Genomic DNA, 18379 nt, shown 5'->3' with positions numbered 1-18379 from the left:
CCGGAGATCCGCCCGCCATGCGCAATACCATTACGCTTGCCGCCAACGAAACGGCAACCATTACCGAAAAGGAAGCCAGCCTGAGCGGCGCCTACAACGAAGTCACCCTGGGCCAATACGCTCACCTGAAGGTGGACGGCGCCGAGGTCACCTTCAAGCACATCACGCTGGAACGCCTGGGCAGCCGCATCATCGAACTGACCAACGGCGCGCAATTGCATGTCGGCGCGCTCGGCTTTGCCAGCATGGGCGCAAGCATCATCTACCGTATCGGCGCCGGCTGTGTCCTGACCTTCGATGCCAGCCAGTGGGATCCGGAAGTCGTGGCCAACACCACCTTCGACTTCGCCAGCCAGGGCAGCGGAACGCTGAAGTACTTTCCGTTCATCAACCCGGAATGGCTCGATTGCCCGACGGTCACCGGCTATTCGGAAGGCGACATGCTCGAGATCGCCGGCCAGGGCAATGCGCAGCGCTTCCAGGTGCGCGACGGCCGCATCGTCTCCGCCGGCGCGCGTTAAGCGGTATCGGTTTCGGATTACAAACGACAAGGGCGGCGCAATCGCGCCGCCCTTGTCGTTGCGCTCGCCGCGTTATTCCTGCGCCATCGACAGCAACGCGTCGCGCGCTTTCGCCAACTGCGCCTGCGCGTCACCGGCGGCGCCCGCGGGCGCCGCCGCCACGACCGCGCCGTCCAGTACCGCGGCCAGGCCATCGGCGGTGGCTTGCAACAGCGCCTCTGGCGATTCCGACTGCAGGCGTCGCATCAGCGCGCCAGCCTCCTTGGGGTCGGCAAAACGTTGCGACAGCAGTAGTTCCTCGCCATCCGCGGCCAGCAGGCGGAAGCGGAAGCCGCCGTCTTCATCGCGGAAGCTGACGAAGCGCGCGCCCTTGCCCTTTTCCTTCTTGGCCTGCGCCTGCTTGCCCGGCGCCTGCGCATTCAGGTTGCGCAGGCCCACGGCCTCGCGCAGCTCGCGCATCATCGGCACCGCCAGCTTGCGCGCCTTGGCGGCGCCCGCCTGCAGCACGTCTTCGATGCGGCCGGGGTTGGCCATCAGGTCGAAGTAGCGCTCGCGCATGGGCGCCAGCAGGTTCTCCAGATGGTCGTAGAGCGCCTGCTTGGCCTCGCCCCAACCCAGGCCTTGCTCGAGCTGCTGGCGGAACGCCGTGGCCTGTTCATGCGTGGCGAAGGCGCGATAGATGGTGTACAGGTGCGAGCCTTCGGCGTCCTTGGGTTCGCCTGGTTCGCGCGAGTCGGTGACGATGCGCATGATCGAGGCGCGCAGGGCCTTGGCGCCGCCCTCGAACAACGGGATGGTGTTGTTGTAGCTCTTGGACATCTTGCGACCGTCCAGGCCCGGCAAGGTGGCCACGTCTTCTTCGATGGCAACCTCGGGCAGCGTGAAGTACTCGCGGCCGTACAGGTGGTTGAAGCGCTGGGCGATGTCGCGCGCCATTTCCAGGTGCTGGATCTGGTCGCGGCCCACCGGCACCTTGTTGGCGTTGAACATGACGATGTCCGCGGCCATCAGCACCGGATACGAGAACAGGCCCATGGTCACGCCATCGTCGGGGTCCACGCCCTTGGCCACGTTCTGGTCGACCGAGGCCTTGTAGGCATGCGCGCGGTTCATCAGGCCCTTGGCCGTGACGCAGGTCAGCAGCCAGCTCAGTTCGGGGATCTCGGGGATGTCCGACTGGCGATAGAAGGTCACGCGTTCCGGGTCGAGCCCCACCGCCAGCCAGGTGGCGGCGATCTCAAGCCGCGAGCGTGCCACGCGGGCCGGGTCGTCGCACTTGATCAGCGCGTGGTAGTCGGCCAGGAAGAAAAACGCGTCGACACCCGGTTGCGTGCTGGCCTGGACCGCCGGGCGGATCGCGCCAGCGTAGTTGCCGAGGTGAGGGGTTCCGGAGGTGGTGATGCCAGTGAGGACGCGGGTATTCATGGACGATGAAGGCGTTTGCTTGGTGAAACGCCCAGTGTAACGTGCCGCGCGGGGCGCCTGAATGACCGGCGCCGCCCGGGCGCGACGCCGCCCTTGCGCGGCGGGTGCGCGCGCGGACGCGGACACCAGGCCGACGGTGCGCCTACAGGACGGCCAGCAAGGGCGCAGCCACCGCGCACAGCCCGCCGGCCGTCAACGCGGCGCGTGGCCGGAAGGTCAGGAACCAGATCAGCAGCAGGCCCGCGATGCTGAGGATGCCGATCCATTCGACGGTGCCGTAGCTCCAGCCCCAGACCGCGGCCGAGGCGCACAGGGACAGCGCCAGCGCCAGCCAGCCGAAGGTGCGCAGCGGCACGCGATGGCGGCGCGGCAAGGCGCGGTCGAACAGGTCTTCGTAGTGACGGTCCATGCCCAGGCACAGGGCGGAGAACCCCGCGTAGGCCAGGCAGAAGGCGGCGAGCGTCATGGCGTATCACCTCGGTTCATAGGCGGCTTCGGAAGGCGTGGCTTGCGCCATCGCGGACGCGACCGGCGCGCGCGGCCGGGCGACGGATTGGGCTTGCGTGTCGGGTTGGGGTCGGGCCTGGACTTGCGCCGGCGCCGCCGTCCGGGCCGCGGCCTTGCCGCCGGCCTTGGCCGGCGCCTTGCGCGCGCGGGCGGCCTTGCGCGCCATCCAGCCCAGCAGCAGCGCGCCCGCCAGGCAGGTCAGGTCGAAACCGGCCATCACCCAGTCACCGGTCGGCAGGGACACGCCCAGGTGGCGCGAGGTGGTCACGGCGTTGATCACCGGCACCAGCGCCAGCGACGCGGCGGCGGCCGAGAGCAGGTCCACCCATTTGCGCTTGTGGAACACGAAGGCGTACACCAGCGACAGGCCCCAGGCCGCGAAGAACGCCCGCACTTCCCATAGCGGGCGGCCCGGCAGGTCGGCCGGCACCAGGCGGTTGGCCCAGAAGAACGCGGCGACCGCGATGAACAGGCCAGCGATGGTGCCGGCGTTCAAGCCATCGACCAGGCGCAGCGAGAAGGCCTCGCGCGCGCCGGGGCGCGCCTTCTGGCGCCGTTTGGCGATCCACAGCACCAGGCCGGAACCGACCATGCCGGTGCCCGCCAGACTGACCAGGAAATAGAACCAGCGCAACAGCGGTTCGGCAAACAGGCCCAGGTGCAGCCCGACGATCACGCCAGCGGTGCGCACGGTGGGACTGAGCTCGTCCTGCCCTTCCTGGAAGGCGCCGGTGACGCCATCAAAGCGCGCGTAGGGCGCGAGCCGGCCATAGGACACGCCATCGGCCGCATCGCGCGTCAAGGTGACGGTGGCGCCGGCGTCGCCGGGGTTGTTGACCGTGACGCGGCCGACCCGGCCCTGCCAACGCTGCTCGACCTGCTCCACCAGCGGCGCCAGCGCGACCAGCGGCGCGGGTTCGTTACGCGGTGGCGTGACCTTGAACCCGGGGAATACATCGTCGGAATACTGGCGCGGATTTTCGTAGACCGCCATGATGCCCGCGGGCATCAGCATGGCCATGAACAGCACCAGGCCGCTGAACGTGATCATCAGGTGGAATGGCAGCCCCAGCACCGACAACGCGTTGTGGCCGTCCATCCAGGCCCGCTGGCCGCCCTTCTTCGGGCGGAACGTGAAGAAATCGGCGAAGATCTTCTTGTGGGTGATGATGCCGCTGATGATCGCCACCAGCATGAACATGCCGGCGATGCTGGCGAGCCAGCGCCCCCATGGGAACGCCGTTTCGAGTTCGAAGTGGAAGCGGTAGAAGAAATCCCCGCCGCGCGTCTCGCGCCCTTGGACGGCCTGCCCGGTCCGCGGATCGAGCTTGACGCGCACGAAACCGCGCTCGCCCGGCTTGGGCTTGGGCACCTGGTACAGCAGCTGGATCAGCGGTTCGCGGTCGGTCGGCGGCGTGATGAACCAGCGCTTGGCGTCGGGCGCATGCTCGGTCAGGTAACGCTGCGCCATGGTCACGGATTCGAGCGTGGGCGCGGCCTGCGCCTGGATCTCCGGCTGCATCCAGCGGGTGATTTCGGGGCGGAAGAATGACAGCGTGCCGGTCAGGAACATGGCGAACAGCACCCAGCCGAAGATCAAGCCCGACCAGGTGTGCAGCCACGACATGGATTGGCGCAGGCCCTCTTCGCCTTGCGCTTTTCCGGTACTGGGTTTCATGCGCCCCCCACCATGCGGCCGATCAGGAACAGGCCGCCGAACAGCGCCGCCGGCAACAGGATGCCGGCCCAGGCGCGCCAGGCGTTGCGGGTGGCGAACACCCAGATGACGCCACAGGTGTAGACCACGAAGGCCGACATCTGCGCCGTGACGACGGCGTCGGCGCGCTGCATGGGCAGCCAGACGGCCAGGCAGGCCGCGGCCGCCGAGGCCAGGCCGTAGCCGCCGAGGATGGCGGCCAGGGCCCGCGAGGCCACGGCCAGACGGTAGCGCATCATGCCTGCGCCGGCTGCGGGAGCTTTCACTTGGTCACGTTGAAGGTCAGGGTGGAAACGTAGCGGATCTTGGCGTAAGCCTTGCCGTCGGCCTCGCCGGCCTTGTCCTCGACGTGGGCGGCTTCCAGCACGTACTGGCCCGGCCACGGCGTGGTGATCTCGATGCGGCCGTTCTCGTCGCTGCGCAAGCGCTTTTCCCACTTGGGCGGGCCGAACACGGTGACTTCGGTCTTGGCCTGCGGCTTGCCCTTGAACTGCAGCACGAAGGTATTGCTGCCCGCCGCGGCCGGCACCAGTTCCAGGTCGAGCTTGCCCTGGGTGTCTTCGCGGCCGGCCTTGGCGCCGTACTGCATCAGCGTGTCCTTGAACTGGATCGGCTGCGACAGGCGCACATCGCCCTTGCCGCTGGCGGCAAACTCGACGAAATCCGCCCCCTGGGCCGACGCCTTGAGCGCCTTGCCGTCGGCGCCGGTGACCACCGGCGCCACCAGGACCTTGCCCAGCAGGCCGTCGCGCTTTTCGCGCAGGTCGTCCGCCCATTCGCCGAAGTACGCCTTTGCCGCCCCCTGGTCGGCCCGCTCGAGCCAGACGAAGTGCGCCTGCGCCGCGCCGGCGCTGCCCAGCAGCGCCACGGCTGCCAAAGTCCTTGCGAATTTCATTGTCGATTTTCCTGTTGTGAATGCCGATCCGGAATCGCCCCGCGGCGGGTTCCGTGTCGGTTGGGCTTGAATTATAACCATTCTCACTACGATGCGAGAGACTGCCTGAAAGCGTGTCCGTGGCCCGGCCGCGGACACGCCGGCCACGCTACCAGCGATAGCGCAGGCTGGCCTTGATCGAGCGCTGGTAGCCGTACCAGCACCACGAATCGCCCGAGCACGATGCGATGTATTCCTTGTCGAACAGGTTCTGGACGTTCAACGCCACCTGCATGCCCTTGAGCGACGGCGACACACGGCCCATGTCGTAGTCCAGCATCAGGTCGAACAGCGTCACCGATGGCACCTTCATGGTGTTGGCCTCGTCGCCGTACGACGACCCGATGTAGCGCACGCCGCCGCCCACGCCCAGGCCGGCCAGCGGGCCGCCCTGCAACTGGTAGCGGGCCCAGGCCGAGGCCTGCTGTGACGGCACGCCCACCGGCGCCTTGCCCTTCAGGTTCAGGCCCGTGGTGCCGGGGTTGGCCTTGGAGTAGGCGTTGTCCAGCAGCGAATAGCCGGCCATCAGCGTCAGGCCGCGCAGCGGTTCGGTCTTGGCTTCCAGTTCGATGCCCTGCGTGCGCAGTTCGCCGGACTGGATCTGGCAACGCGCGTTCGAGGTGCCGCACAGGTGCGTCGGATCGGGATCGGTGGTCAGCATGTTCTCGCGGCGGATGTCGAATGCCGCCACCGACAGCAGGGTCGCGCTGCCCGGCGGCTGGTACTTGATGCCGACCTCGTACTGGTTGCCCTCGATCGGCTTGAACGGCGCATTGTTCCAGCCCGTGCCCGACTGCGGCTCGAACGATTCGGAATAGCTGAAGTACGGCGCCACGCCGTTGTCGAAGTTGTAGATCACGCCGAAGCGGCCGGTGAAGGCCTCGGCGCGCAACGACGAGGGCGTGGTGCGGCCGGTGGCGATGGCGGTGCTTTCACCGACATTGCGCGACCAGTCGTAGCGTCCGCCCAGCAGCACCGAAAGGCGGTCGATCTTGATCTGGTCCTGGAAGTACAGGCCGGTCTGGTACTGCGTGGTGGTGGCGTCGGTGGAGAACGCCGGCACCGGGATGTCCTGGTGGTTGTCCGGGTTCATCACATTCAGCGGGGGCGCGCTGCCAAAACCGGACAGCGTGTCGGTCTTGACATGCTGGTAGTCGAAGCCCAGCAGCACCGTGTGGCCGAAGGCGCCGGTATCGAAGCGCGCCTGCAGGTTATTGTCGATGGTCAGCGCGCCGACCTCGACGTCGGTCGCGATCGCGGCGCGCTGCTGGTACAGATAACGGCTGTCGGTGTAGCCGTAGAAGCGGCTGGACGCGCCATAGACGCTGCGGTACTTGGCGTCGGAATGGGTCCAGCGCAGGCTCTGCGTCGCCTTCAGAGCATCGCTGAAGCGGTGGTCCAGCACGTAGCCGAGCGAATAACTCTTGCGGTCGCTCTTCTCGAAATTGGCGTCGCCGTCGTAGTAGCGCGGCGACAGGCGGATGCCATCCGGCGCCGACAGCAGTGTGCGCATGGGCGGCGCGGCGCCATAGGAACCCATGTCGGGATCGCGCTGGAAGTTCGTCAGCACGGTCAGCGAGGTGTCGCCGTTGGGCTTCCAGGTGAAGGCCGGCGAGACGAAATAGCGGCGCTCCTTGGTGTGGTCGATCTGGCCGTCGGACATGTAGCCCGATCCCACCAGGCGGTACAGGTACCTGCCGTCCGCATCCAGCGGGCCGCCGAAGTCGAAGTTGGCGCGCCGGTAGTCGTAGTTGCCGACCTGCAGCTCGACTTCGCGCAGGGTTTCTTCCAGCGGCCGCTTGCTGACCTGGTTGACCACCCCGCCCGGGCCGCCCTGCCCGTACATCACCGAGGCAGGTCCTTTCAGCACGTCGACGCGTTCCAGGCGGTAGGCGTCCACCTGTGGCAGGGCGTCGCGCCCGCCGAACACGCGCAGGCCGTCCAGGTAGGTCGATGCGGAAAAGCCGCGCACGCTGAACTGGTCCAGCCGCGTGGCGGTCGCGCCGCGCGTTTCGGTCGCCACGCCGGGCGTGTAGCGCAACACCTGGTTCAGCGTCTGCGCGCCCTGCTCCGCGATCTGCTCGCGCGTGACCACGGACACCGATTGCGGCGTCTCGATCAGCGGGGTGTCGGTCTTGGTGGCGCTGACGCTGGCGCTGGCCACGTAGCCCACGGTCGGCGCCAGCGCGCTCAAGGAACTGCCCGACACCGTCACGGGCGCCAGCGTCTGCGTGTCGCCAGCGGGCGCCGCCACCAGCGTCCAGGTGTTGCCGGCCTGGGCCCGCGCCTGCAGGCCGCTGCCTGCCAGGATGCGGGCGAAGCCCGCACCCACCGGATAGGCGCCGTCCAGGCCTTCGGAACGCAGGCCGCGCACCTGCGCCGGATCGAACGACAGCACCACGCCCGCGCTGCGCGCGAATTGGGTCAGCGCATCGCCCAGCGGGCCAGCGGCGATCTGATAGGTGCGCGGCGCCTGGGCCGCGGCGGGCGACGCTTGCGCCCAGGCGGCGGGCGCGGCGGCCAGCCAGGCGCCGGCGCAAGTGGCGGCAAGCACGGCCAGGCGGCCGGCGGTCAAGGATGCGCCCAGGCACGGGCAAGATGAAGCGGACACGAAAAACTCCCTTGTACGTAGGTCTCTATCTCTGCCTTTCCGTACCAGGAAGGAAAACCTGCAATGCATCGATCAGGAAATTTGTAACGTTCAGGCCGCGCGTGGCCCGACCTGCAGCCAGTACTGTGTGTGGCGCGTCACCACGATGGGCAGCGCCGGCACCAGCGCCCGGAGCGCGCGCTCGGCGTCGTCCAGCGGGAACACGCCCGACAGCCGCAGGCCCGCCACTGCCGGGTCCACCCGTATCACGCCGACTCGCTGGCGCGCCAGGTAGTCGGCGAAATGGTCCAGGCGCCAGTCCTTGGCCACCACCAGACCGTCGACCCAGGCCAGGCGATCCGGATCGGCCGCCTGCCGCTCGACCCCGCCCAGGTCGTCGTAGCTCAGGCGTTCGCCCGCTTCGGCAGCCTGCGTCGACGCGCCATCGCGCAGCAAGGCGACACTGCCCTCGTAGACACCCAACTGTGCGCCACGCGGCGTGCGGCGCACGTCGAAACGCGCGTTGTCCGCCAGCAGCACACCATGGCCGGTGTCCACGCGCACCGGGGCGGCGCCTGGTCGCGCCTGCGCGCTCACCAGGATCTCGCCGCGCAACAGGTGGATGCCGCGCGCGCCGCTTGCCAGCCGCAGCGCGCTGTCGCTGTTCAGGGTGACGTGCAGGCCGTCGGCCACCGCCACCGCGCGCCGTTCGCCGATGCCGGTGCTGACATCGGCGGCCAGGCGCTGCCACGGCGCATGCCGGTAGCCAGCCCAACCCGCCACGCCCACCCCAGCCAGCGTCAGCAAATTGCGCAGGGCCACGCGGCGGTCGGGCGTCGCCGGGCCGTCCAGCGCCGTATGCGCCAGCGCCGCCGGCACGCGGCGCGCATCGCGGCCGATCGTTTCCAACCGCTCCCAGGCCTTGCGATGCGCCGGATCCTGCGCCAGCCAGGCCTGACAGGCCTCGCGCTCGCCGGCATCGACTATGCCCGACTGCAGGCGCGCCCACCAGGCGATGGCCTGGCGCACCACGGCATCGGGCGGCGTGGCGGCGCTAGTCATAAAGCGCGGCATAACAGGCCGACATGGCGCGCACCATGTACTGCTGCACGGAACTGAGCGACACGCCCAGCCTCTGGGCGATTTCGGGATAGGTCAGGCCGTCCAGCTGCGACAGCAGGAAGGCCGAGCGCGCCTTGGGCGGAAGGCTGTCGAGCAGGCGGTCAAGTCGCATCAGGGCCTGCATCTGCTCGGCCTGTGTCTCGGGCGACGGCGCATGGGCCTCGGGCAGGTCGGCCAGATAGGCCAGGTAGGCATGTTCCAGCGCCGCGTGGCGCTGATGATCGATCACCAGCCCCTTGGCGATGGTGGTCAGCAGCGCCCGAGCCTCGCCGGCCCGCACCGTCTTGCGGCCCTGGATCACGCGCACGAACACGTCCTGCGCCAGGTCCTCGGCGCGATGCGCGCAACCGAGCTTGCGGCGCAGCCAGCCGAACAGCCAGGGCCGATGGTCCCGGTACAGGCCGTCGACCTGCGTGGCGGGCGCATCGGCGCAGGAGGCCGGAGACGAAAGGAGGGAGGAGGACACGGGAAGACTGCGGCGCGGGACCAGAAGTCTTCGGATGTTAATTGATAATGACTTGCATTACCAACGCAAATGCCGCAAATTGCGCCACGTCCGCCCCGCGCGCGGACGCTTGCGGCATAACTACAACGTTGCGGTCAGGCGGCGTTCCGACTCGAGGTATTCGCGCGACTGCATTTCCAGGATGCGCGATACCGTGCGATGGAACTCGTTGGCGAGCGCGCCCTCGGTGTAGATCTCTTCCGGCTCGCATTCGGCCGACATGATCAGCTTGACGCGATGGTCGTAGAAGACGTCGATCAGCCAGGTGAAACGGCGCGCCTCGGAAGCCTGGCGCGGACCCATGCGCGGCACGCCGGACAGGATCACCGCATGGAAGCGGTTGGCCAGTTCCAGGTAGTCGTTCTGCGAACGCGGGCCGCCGCAAAGCGTGGCGAAGTCGAACCACACCACCGAACCGGCCAGCGCCAGCGCGCGGATTTCGCGATGCTCGATATGCAGCAGCGGCTCCTGCGGTGGCGTGTCGGCCAGGCTGTCGAAGGCCTGCTGCAAGGCCTGCTGCGCATGCTCGTCCAGCGGCGTGTGGTAGCACTGCACCTGCTCCAGCGAGCGGCGGCGATAGTCGACGCCGGCATCCACGTTCATCACATCCATGCGCGCCTGGATCAGCTCGATCGCGGGCAGCACGCGGTCGCGGTGCAGGCCGTCGGGATACAGCGTGGACGGTTCGTAGTTGGACGTCATGACAAACGAGGTGCCGTATTCGAACAGCTTGAACAGCAGGCGGTGCAGGATCATCGCGTCCGCCACGTCCGACACGTGGAACTCGTCAAAGCAGATCAGGCGATAGCGCTTGGCCACGCGCTTGGCGACCTCGTCCAGCGGGTCCTGCATGCCCTTCACTTCTTCCAGCTCGCGATGCACGCCGCGCATGAACTCATGGAAGTGCAGGCGCGTCTTGCGCACCACCGGCACGGTGGCGTAGAAGGCGTCCATCAAAAAGCTCTTGCCGCGCCCCACCCCGCCCCACAGATACACGCCACGCGGCACATCGGGGCGGTTCAGCAGCTTCTTCAGGGCGTTCGAGCGCATCGCCTTGAACTTGACCCACTCGTCGTAATAGCGCTGCAGCCGGTCGATCGCCTTCTTCTGGGCTTCGTCGGGCTTGTAGCCGCGTTCGGCCAGGGCGTGTTCGTAGTATTCGCGGACGTTCATGGAGATGGCACAGGCAAAAGAAAAAAAGGGCGGGTCCGAAAACCCGCCCCCTTTGGCAGAGCCGCAGCGTGGCGGATCAGAAGTTCAAGGCGCGCTTGTCGACGGCCAGGGCGGCTTCCTTCACGGCTTCCGACAGCGTCGGGTGCGCGTGGCAGATGCGGGCGATGTCTTCGGCGGCGCCGCGGAATTCCATGATGGTCACGGCTTCCGAGATCAGTTCCGAGGCCATCGGGCCCACGATGTGCACGCCCAGGACCTCGTCGGTCTTGGCGTCGGCGATCACCTTGGCAAAGCCGGTGGTGTCGCCCAGCGCGCGGGCGCGGCCGTTGGCCAGGAACGGGAAGCTGCCGGCCTTGTACTCGCGGCCTTCGGCCTTGAGCTGCTGCTCGGTCTTGCCGACCCAGGCGATTTCCGGCGAGGTGTAGATCACCCACGGCACGGTGTCGAAGTTGACGTGGCCGTGCTGGCCGGCGATGCGCTCGGCAACCGCCACGCCCTCTTCCTCGGCCTTGTGCGCCAGCATCGGCCCGCGCACCACGTCGCCCACCGCCCAGACGTTGGGCAGGTTGGTCTTGCAGTCGCCGTCCACGGCGATGAAGCCGCGCTCGTCGAGCTTCAGGCCCACGGCGTCGGCATTCAGGCCGCCGGTGTAGGGCACGCGGCCGATCGAGACGATCAGCTTGTCCACCACCAGCTTCTGCTCGGCGCCCTTGGCGTCGACGTAGGGCACGGTCACCGACTTGGCGGTCGCCTTGATCTCGCCGATCTTGACGCCCATCCGGATGTTCAGGCCTTGCTTGGTGAAGGCCTTGAGGGCTTCCTTGGCCACTTGCTGGTCGGCGGCGGCCAGGAACTCCGGCATCGCTTCCAGGATGGTGACTTCCGCGCCAAGGCGGCGCCACACGCTGCCCATTTCCAGGCCGATCACGCCGGCGCCGATCACGCCCAGCGTCTTCGGCACGGCGCCGATGTTCAGCGCGCCGTCGTTGGACAGCACGACCTTTTCATCGAACGGCAGGCCGGGCAGCTCGCGCGCCGACGAACCGGTGGCGACCACCACGTGCTTGGCAACCAGGTCTTCCTCGGCGGTGCCGGTGACCTTGATGGCCCAGCCACCCTCGACCTGGCCGGCGAACGCGCCCTTGCCGTGGAAGAAGGTGACCTTGTTCTTCTTGAACAGGTACAGGATGCCGTCGTTGTTCTGCTTGACCACCGAGTTCTTGCGGCCGATCAGCGTGTCGAGCTTCAGGCTGACGCCCTTGACCTCGATGCCGTGCTCGGCGAAGTGGTGGTTGGCCTGCTCGAAGTGTTCGGACGATTGCAGCAGCGCCTTGGACGGGATGCAGCCGACGTTGGTGCAGGTGCCGCCGGGAGCCGGGCCGCCTTGGCCATTCTGCCAGGCGTCGATGCAGGCCACCGACATGCCGAGCTGCGCGGCGCGGATGGCGGCGATGTAGCCGCCGGGGCCCGCGCCGATGACGACGACGTCGAATTGTTTGGACATAGTGTTCTCGCGAATGAGGAGGGAGTGAAACTCGCCCCGGCCCGCGCAGGCCGGCCCCTGGGGCCGGCCGGGCGCCGCCGACACACAGGTCGCGCGGACGCCGGGCTCAGGGCGCCGAGATTACAGGTCCAGCAACAGGCGCTGCGGATCTTCCAGGGCGTCCTTCATGGCGACCAGGCCCAGCACGGCTTCGCGGCCGTCGATGATGCGGTGGTCGTAGGACAGGGCCAGGTAGTTCATCGGACGGATGACGATCTGGCCGTTTTCCACCACGGCGCGTTCCTTGGTGGCGTGCACGCCCAGGATGGCCGATTGCGGCGGGTTGATGATCGGGGTCGACAGCATCGAGCCGAACACGCCACCGTTGGAGATCGAGAACGTGCCGCCGGTCATCTCTTCGATGCCCAGCTTGCCGTCGGCGGCGCGGCGGCCGAAGTCGGCGATGGTCTTCTCGATTTCAGCGATGGACAGCTGGTCGGCGTTGCGCAGGATCGGCACCACCAGGCCACGCGGGCTGCCGACAGCGATACCGATGTCGAAGTAGCCGTGGTAGATGATGTCCTTGCCGTCGATCGAGGCGTTGATCAGCGGGAACTTCTTGAGCGCGGCAACGGCGGCCTTGACGAAGAACGACATGAAGCCCAGCTTGATGCCGTGTTCCTTCTCGAACTTGTCCTTGTACTTGTTGCGCAGATCGATGACCGCTTGCATGTTCACTTCGTTGAACGTGGTCAGGATCGCGTTTTCCTGTTGCGATTGCAGCAGGCGCTCGGCGATGCGGGCGCGCAGGCGGCTCATCGGCACGCGCTGTTCCGGACGGCCGTCCAGCGACAGCGTGGTCGGGGCGGGGGCGGCCGGGGCCTTGGCCGGGGCGGCCTTGGCGGCGGGGGCGCTGGCGTTCAGGGCGTCGCCCTTGGTGACGCGGCCGTCACGGCCGGTGCCGGCGACGCTGGCAGCGTCCACGCCCTTTTCGGCGAGGATCTTGGCGGCGGCGGGCGAAGCCACGCCGGCGGCGGCGGTCGAGGCGGGAGCGGCCGGGGCGGCGGCGGCTTGCGCGGCGGCCTTGGGCGCTTCGGCGGCGGGGGCGGTGGCCGGGGTGGCGGCGGCCTTGCCGGCGGTGTCGATACGGGCCAGGACTTCGCCCGAGGTCACGGTGCTGCCATCGCCCTTGACGATTTCAGCCAGCACGCCCGAGGCGGGGGCCGGCACTTCCAGCACGACCTTGTCGGTTTCGACTTCGATCAGGATTTCGTCCGCTTCGACGGCAGCGCCGGGCTGCTTCTTCCAGGTCAGCAGGGTCGCTTCGGAAACGGATTCGGAGAGTTGGGGGACGACGACGTCGGTGATAGCCATTTTGTTTATTCCGTAGAGTGTGTGTTCTGGACCGCGCGACACGGACAAAGTTCGAAACCGGGTTTCTGCACCTTGCCGCGCGCCGCGCGTGCATCGGGTTGGGTTACTTGGTCAGCATGGCCTTGAACTTGGGCGCGAAAGCCGCTTCGATCAGCGCCTTTTGCTGCTCCTGGTGCTTGGCCAGGTAGCCCACCGCCGGCGAAGCCGACGCGGCGCGACCGGCGTAGCCCAGCTTCTGGCCTTCGACCATGTTCTCGTACACGTGATGCTGAACGTAGAACCACGGGCCCTGGTTCTGCGGTTCGTCCTGGACCCAGATCACTTCGGTTGCCTTCGGGTACTTGCGCAGTTCGGCCTCGAACGACTTGTGCGCGAACGGGTACAGCTGCTCGACGCGGATGATGGCGACGTTGTCGGCGCCACGTTCACGGCGGGCATTGACCAGATCGTAGTAGACCTTGCCCGAGCAAGCCAGCACGCGCTTGACCTTGGCGGCGTCGATGGCCTCGTCGACCTCGCCGATCACCGGGCGGAAGCTGCCGCCGGCCAGTTCGGTCAGGGGCGAGCCGGCGTCCTTGTTGCGCAGCAGCGACTTGGGCGTGAACAGCACCAGCGGCTTGCGGAACGGACGGATCATCTGGCGGCGCAGCACGTGGAAGATCTGCGAAGCCGAGGTCGGCTGGATCACCTGCATGTTGTTGTCGGCGCACAGCTGCAGGAAGCGCTCGATGCGGCCCGACGAGTGCTCGGGACCCTGGCCTTCGTAGCCGTGCGGCAGCATCAGGGTCAGGCCCGACTGGCGGCCCCACTTGGCTTCGCCGGAGCTGATGAACTGGTCGATCACGACCTGGGCGCCATTGACGAAGTCACCGAACTGGCCTTCCCAGATGGTCAGCGTGTTGGGTTCGGCGCTGGAGTAGCCGTATTCGAAGCCCAGCACGGCCTCTTCGGACAGCACCGAGTCGATCACGGTGAACGGGGCCTGGCCTTCCGAGACGTTCTGCAGCGGAATGTAGGTGCCGTCGTTCCAGCGTTCGCGGTTCTGGTCGTGCAGCACGGCGTGGCGGTGCGTGAACGTGCCGCGGCCCGAGTCCTGGCCGGTGATGCGGATGGCGTAGCCCGACGACACCAACGTGGCGAAGGCGAGGTGTTCGCCCATGCCCCAGTCCAGGTTCATCTCGCCCTTGGCCATGGTGCGGCGGTCGTTCAGCAGCTTGGCGACCAGCGGGTGCACCGTGAAGCCTTCCGGCACGGTGGTGATGCGTTCGCCGATGCGCTTGAGCTCGGCCAGCGGCACGGCGGTGTCGGCCTGGTCGGTCCACTTGGCGCCCAGGAACGGCGACCAGTCGATGGCGTACTTGCTCTTGTAGTCGGTCAGCACCGGTTCGATGGTGCGCTGGCCGTCTTCCATCAGCTGGCGGTAGTCCTTGACCAACTGGTCGGCTTCGCCTTCGGCCAGCACGCCCTGCGTGGTCAGCTTGTCGGCGTACAGCTTGCGCGTGCCGGGATGGTGGCCGATGCGCTTGTACATCAGGGGCTGCGTCAGCGACGGGGTGTCCTGCTCGTTGTGGCCCAGCTTGCGGAAGCAGACGATGTCGACGACGACGTCGTGGCGGAACTGCAGGCGGTAATCCAGGGCCAGCTTGGTGACGAACACGACGGCTTCGGGATCGTCGCCGTTGACGTGGAACACCGGCGCTTCGATCATCTTGGCCACGTCGGTGCAATACAGCGTCGAGCGCGAGTCGCGCGGATCCGACGTGGTGAAGCCGATCTGGTTGTTGATGACGATGTGCATCGTGCCGCCCGTGCCGTAGCCGCGGGTCTGGGCCAGGTTCAGGGTTTCCATCACCACGCCCTGGCCGGCGAAGGCCGCGTCGCCGTGCACCAGCACCGGCAGCACCTGCTTGCCTTCGGCGTCGCCGCGGCGTTCCTGGCGGGCGCGCGCGCTGCCTTCGACCACGGGGTTGACGATTTCCAGGTGGGACGGGTTGAACGCCAGCGACAGGTGCACCGGACCGCCACGGGTCGACAGGTCGCTCGAGAAGCCGTTGTGGTACTTCACGTCGCCGTCGGTCAGGCCTTCGGCGTGCTTGCCTTCGAACTCGGCGAACAGGTCGCCGGGCATCTTGCCCATGATGTTCACGAGCAGGTTCAGGCGGCCGCGGTGGGCCATGCCGACCACGATTTCCTGGACGCCGTTTTCACCGGCGTGGTTCACCACTTCGTCCATCGAGGCGATGAAGCTTTCGCCGCCTTCCAGCGAGAAGCGCTTCTGGCCGACGTACTTGGTGTGCAGGAAACGCTCGAGGCCTTCGGATTCGGTCAGCTGCTGCAGGATGTGGCGCTTTTCCTCGGCCGTGTAGCTCGGCGCGCCCAGCGTGGTTTCCAGGCGTTCCTGGATCCAGCGCTTGGCGGCGGGGTCGGAGATGTGCGTGAATTCGGCACCGATGCTGCGGCAGTACGTGTCGCGCAGCGCCTTCAGGATGTCGCGCAGCGTCATGGTGCTGGCGGTCGTGAAGTAGGTGTTGGTGGCCGAGTAGGTCTGGTCCAGGTCGGCTTCGGTCAGGCCGTAGAAGGCCGGATCGAGTTCCGGGATCGGCGGACGTTCCTGGCGCTTGAGCGGATCCAGGTCGGCCCAGCGCGAACCGAGCGAACGGTAGGCGGCGATGAGCGATTGCACCGAGACTTGCTTGGAGGCGACGCTCAGGTCGGGTTCGGCGGCGCGTTGCACGAAGGCATTGGCCTTGGCGCGCTGGGCGAACGATTCGACGATGGGAGCGTGGGCCTGGTCGCGGGTGGATTCCTGGCCGTCGGTGGCGGGAGCGTGCTGCAGCTGGTCGAAGTATTCGCGCCAGTTGTCAGGTACCGAACCGGGGTTGTCGAGGTAGGCTTCGTAAAGCTCCTCAACGTAGGGGGCATTCCCCCCAAACAAGTAAGACGTGGATAGGGATTCTATTTCCGAAGACATAATCGCTTCACCTTTACGAGTGCTTCACTCGATTACGATGCAGGAAAACCTTCCGCGACACGGGCTTCCCGTTTAGCGGATAGCAGGGGCAGAAGGCGCGTACAAGCCTTGAAAGCCGTATGGATGAAAGTATAACCCTTTGAGTTTATGGGCGTCTTCTTGCGATTGCGTGACGCAAAAGCGCATGCGGAATGGCTTCATGCGGTGTTGGAATGTCCGCGCAACCCCTGCAATTACGCCGTCTACGCGCCAGCAAATTCCGCCAACGAAAAATGCCGCATTGCGGCATTTTTTTCGGCATCCGCGCCGGATGTTGCGCAATTGCCTCGTCAGAGCGGCAATTCGGTGGTCGACAGGATCTCCTTGAGCACGAAAAAAGTGCGGATCTGGCGCACGCCGGGCAGCTTGATGATCTCGCCCGCGTGCAGCTTGTTGAAGCGTTCCAGGTCGCGGATGCGCAGCATCAGGAAGTAGTCGAACTCACCGGCCACCAGATGGCATTCGAGGCAACCGCTGATGCCGCGCGCGGCCGCCTCGAAATCGGTGAAGGACTCGGGCGTGGAGCGGTCCAGCACCACTCCGACGATGACCAGCGTGGCCATCTCGACCTCGGCCGGTTCCAGCAACGCCACCGTCTTGCGGATGATGCCCTCGGTGCGCAGTTTTTCCACCCGCCGCAGGCAGGCCGCGGGGCTGAGATGGACGCGCGCGCTCAGGTCCAGGTTTGTGATCTGGGCGTCCTGCTGCAGCAGGCGCAGGATCTGGCGGTCGATGCGATCCAGCCCGGCGATGGCGGCCATTTAATATGTCCCTATAAAATTTAATTTGGTATTTATTTTTTATTCATAAATATTAGATCGAAAAATAAATTTATTGGAAAATTTAAACCGGACAAATTCAAAAAATACGCAATTGACCAACAATCCGACCGGTTCCTATGATTTTTCCATCCGCGGCGCCGTCCGCCCGGACCGACACTCCCAGGAGCCCGCATGGATCTGCAACGCTTTCCCCGCCATCGCCTGACCTTCGGCGACACTCCCATCGAGAAGCTCGAGCGCCTGTCCGCCCACCTCGGCGGCAAGGTCGAGATCTACGCCAAGCGCGAGGACTGCAACAGCGGCCTGGCGTTCGGCGGCAACAAGCTGCGCAAGCTGGAATACCTGATTCCGCAGGCGCTGGAACAGGGCTGCGATACCCTCGTGACCATCGGCGGCATCCAGTCCAACCACACCCGCATGGTGGCGGCCGTGGCCGCCAAGCTCGGCCTGGCCTGCGTGCTGGTGCAGGAGAACTGGGTGGACTATTCCGACGCGGTCTACGACCGGGTCGGCAACATCATGATGAGCCGGCTGATGGGCGCCGACGTGCGCCTGGTGGACCAGGGCTTCGACATCGGCTTCCGCCGCAGTTGGGAAGAGGCGCTGGAAGACGTGCGCAAGCGCGGGGGCAAGCCGTACGCGATTCCGGCCGGCGCCTCCGACCATGAGTTGGGCGGGCTGGGATATGTCGGCTTCGCCGAGGAAGTGCGGCGGCAGGAGGCCGAGCTGGGCTTCAAGTTCGACTACATCGTGGTCTGCGCCGTCACCGGCAGCACGCAGGCCGGCATGGTGGTGGGCTTTGCCGCCGACGGCCGCGCCGACCGCGTCATCGGCATCGACGCCTCGGCCACGCCGGACCAGACCCGCGCGCAGATCCTGCGCATCGCGCGCCGCACCGCCGACATGGTGGGCCTGGAGCGCCCCATCACGGACGGCGACGTGGTGCTGGATACGCGCTATGCCTACCCGGCCTACGGCCTGCCGTCGGCCGAGACCAACGAAGCCATCCGCCTGTGCGCGCGGCTCGAAGGGATGATGACCGACCCGGTCTACGAGGGCAAATCGATGCAGGGCATGATGGACATCGTGCGGCGCGGGGAAATCCCCGCCGGCTCGCGGGTGCTGTACGCGCATCTCGGGGGGGTGCCGGCGATCAACGCCTACAGCTTTCTCTACCGCAACGGCTGACGGCGGCTACGGCGCCAGCGGCTGGCCCTGCGGCGATCTGCGCTGAAC

At 66.9% G+C, this 18379-nt stretch carries 15 protein-coding genes; 2 read left to right on the top strand and 13 right to left on the bottom strand.

Annotated features, from left to right (window positions below; all coding sequences use genetic code 11):
• Positions 1-17: 17 nt before the first annotated feature.
• On the top strand, positions 18-521 hold the full coding sequence (locus tag ACUTAG_RS23080; protein ID WP_006389392.1) for a hypothetical protein: 504 nt from the start codon (positions 18-20) through the stop codon (positions 519-521).
• Between the two features lie 72 nt (positions 522-593).
• Here the strand turns inward: ACUTAG_RS23080 and ACUTAG_RS23075 are convergent, their stop codons facing one another.
• The 13 genes from ACUTAG_RS23075 to ACUTAG_RS23015 form a co-directional block, all read right to left on the bottom strand.
• On the bottom strand, positions 594-1946 hold the full coding sequence (locus ACUTAG_RS23075; RefSeq protein ID WP_006389391.1) for a tryptophan--tRNA ligase: 1353 nt from the start codon (positions 1944-1946) through the stop codon (positions 594-596).
• Between the two features lie 142 nt (positions 1947-2088).
• Positions 2089-2412 carry a DUF3325 domain-containing protein gene (locus ACUTAG_RS23070; protein WP_020924626.1) on the bottom strand — a complete coding sequence of 108 codons (324 nt, stop codon included), beginning with the start codon at positions 2410-2412 and terminating at the stop codon, positions 2089-2091.
• Positions 2413-2418: 6 nt separating this feature from the next.
• Complete coding sequence (locus tag ACUTAG_RS23065; protein ID WP_446650360.1) at positions 2419-4131, bottom strand: PepSY-associated TM helix domain-containing protein; 1713 nt, start codon at positions 4129-4131, stop codon at positions 2419-2421.
• Positions 4128-4409 (bottom strand): DUF3649 domain-containing protein, encoded by a 282-nt coding sequence (locus ACUTAG_RS23060; protein WP_006389389.1) that lies wholly within the window; start codon positions 4407-4409, stop codon positions 4128-4130. Before ACUTAG_RS23060 ends, ACUTAG_RS23065 begins: the two co-directional genes overlap by 4 nt.
• A 23-nt stretch (positions 4410-4432) precedes the next feature.
• Complete coding sequence (locus ACUTAG_RS23055) at positions 4433-5065, bottom strand: DUF4198 domain-containing protein (protein WP_446650359.1); 633 nt, start codon at positions 5063-5065, stop codon at positions 4433-4435.
• Between the two features lie 148 nt (positions 5066-5213).
• Complete coding sequence (locus ACUTAG_RS23050; protein ID WP_446650358.1) at positions 5214-7715, bottom strand: TonB-dependent siderophore receptor; 2502 nt, start codon at positions 7713-7715, stop codon at positions 5214-5216.
• A gap of 90 nt (positions 7716-7805) precedes the next feature.
• Positions 7806-8756, bottom strand: a complete 951-nt coding sequence (locus ACUTAG_RS23045) for a DUF4880 domain-containing protein (RefSeq protein ID WP_241117206.1) — start codon at positions 8754-8756, stop codon at positions 7806-7808.
• The gene (locus tag ACUTAG_RS23040) at positions 8749-9282 is read right to left on the bottom strand and encodes a sigma-70 family RNA polymerase sigma factor (RefSeq protein ID WP_446650357.1); all 534 of its coding nucleotides are present in this window, start codon (positions 9280-9282) and stop codon (positions 8749-8751) included. The genes ACUTAG_RS23045 and ACUTAG_RS23040 overlap by 8 nt, the downstream gene beginning before the upstream one ends.
• A 120-nt stretch (positions 9283-9402) precedes the next feature.
• Positions 9403-10494, bottom strand: a complete 1092-nt coding sequence (zapE, locus tag ACUTAG_RS23035) for a cell division protein ZapE (protein WP_024068148.1) — start codon at positions 10492-10494, stop codon at positions 9403-9405.
• Between the two features lie 76 nt (positions 10495-10570).
• On the bottom strand, positions 10571-11998 hold the full coding sequence (lpdA, locus tag ACUTAG_RS23030) for a dihydrolipoyl dehydrogenase (protein ID WP_446650356.1): 1428 nt from the start codon (positions 11996-11998) through the stop codon (positions 10571-10573).
• Between the two features lie 120 nt (positions 11999-12118).
• Positions 12119-13351 carry a 2-oxoglutarate dehydrogenase complex dihydrolipoyllysine-residue succinyltransferase gene (gene odhB / locus ACUTAG_RS23025; RefSeq protein WP_020924633.1) on the bottom strand — a complete coding sequence of 411 codons (1233 nt, stop codon included), beginning with the start codon at positions 13349-13351 and terminating at the stop codon, positions 12119-12121.
• Between the two features lie 103 nt (positions 13352-13454).
• Positions 13455-16322, bottom strand: coding sequence for a 2-oxoglutarate dehydrogenase E1 component (locus ACUTAG_RS23020; protein ID WP_006389380.1), 2868 nt, complete (start codon positions 16320-16322; stop codon positions 13455-13457).
• Between the two features lie 329 nt (positions 16323-16651).
• Entirely contained in the window at positions 16652-17122 is a 471-nt protein-coding gene (locus ACUTAG_RS23015; RefSeq protein WP_446650355.1) for an Lrp/AsnC family transcriptional regulator, read from the bottom strand.
• Positions 17123-17314: 192 nt separating this feature from the next.
• On the opposite strand from ACUTAG_RS23015, the gene ACUTAG_RS23010 reads away from it, so the two are divergent.
• Positions 17315-18331: a 1-aminocyclopropane-1-carboxylate deaminase gene (locus ACUTAG_RS23010; RefSeq protein WP_020924636.1), complete on the top strand. Its 1017-nt coding sequence runs from the start codon at positions 17315-17317 to the stop codon at positions 18329-18331.
• Positions 18332-18379: the final 48 nt, after the last annotated feature.

The sequence above is a fragment of the Achromobacter sp. CSND-B12 genome (assembly GCF_052906545.1).
This window is presented reverse-complemented; position numbering and strand designations above follow the sequence as displayed.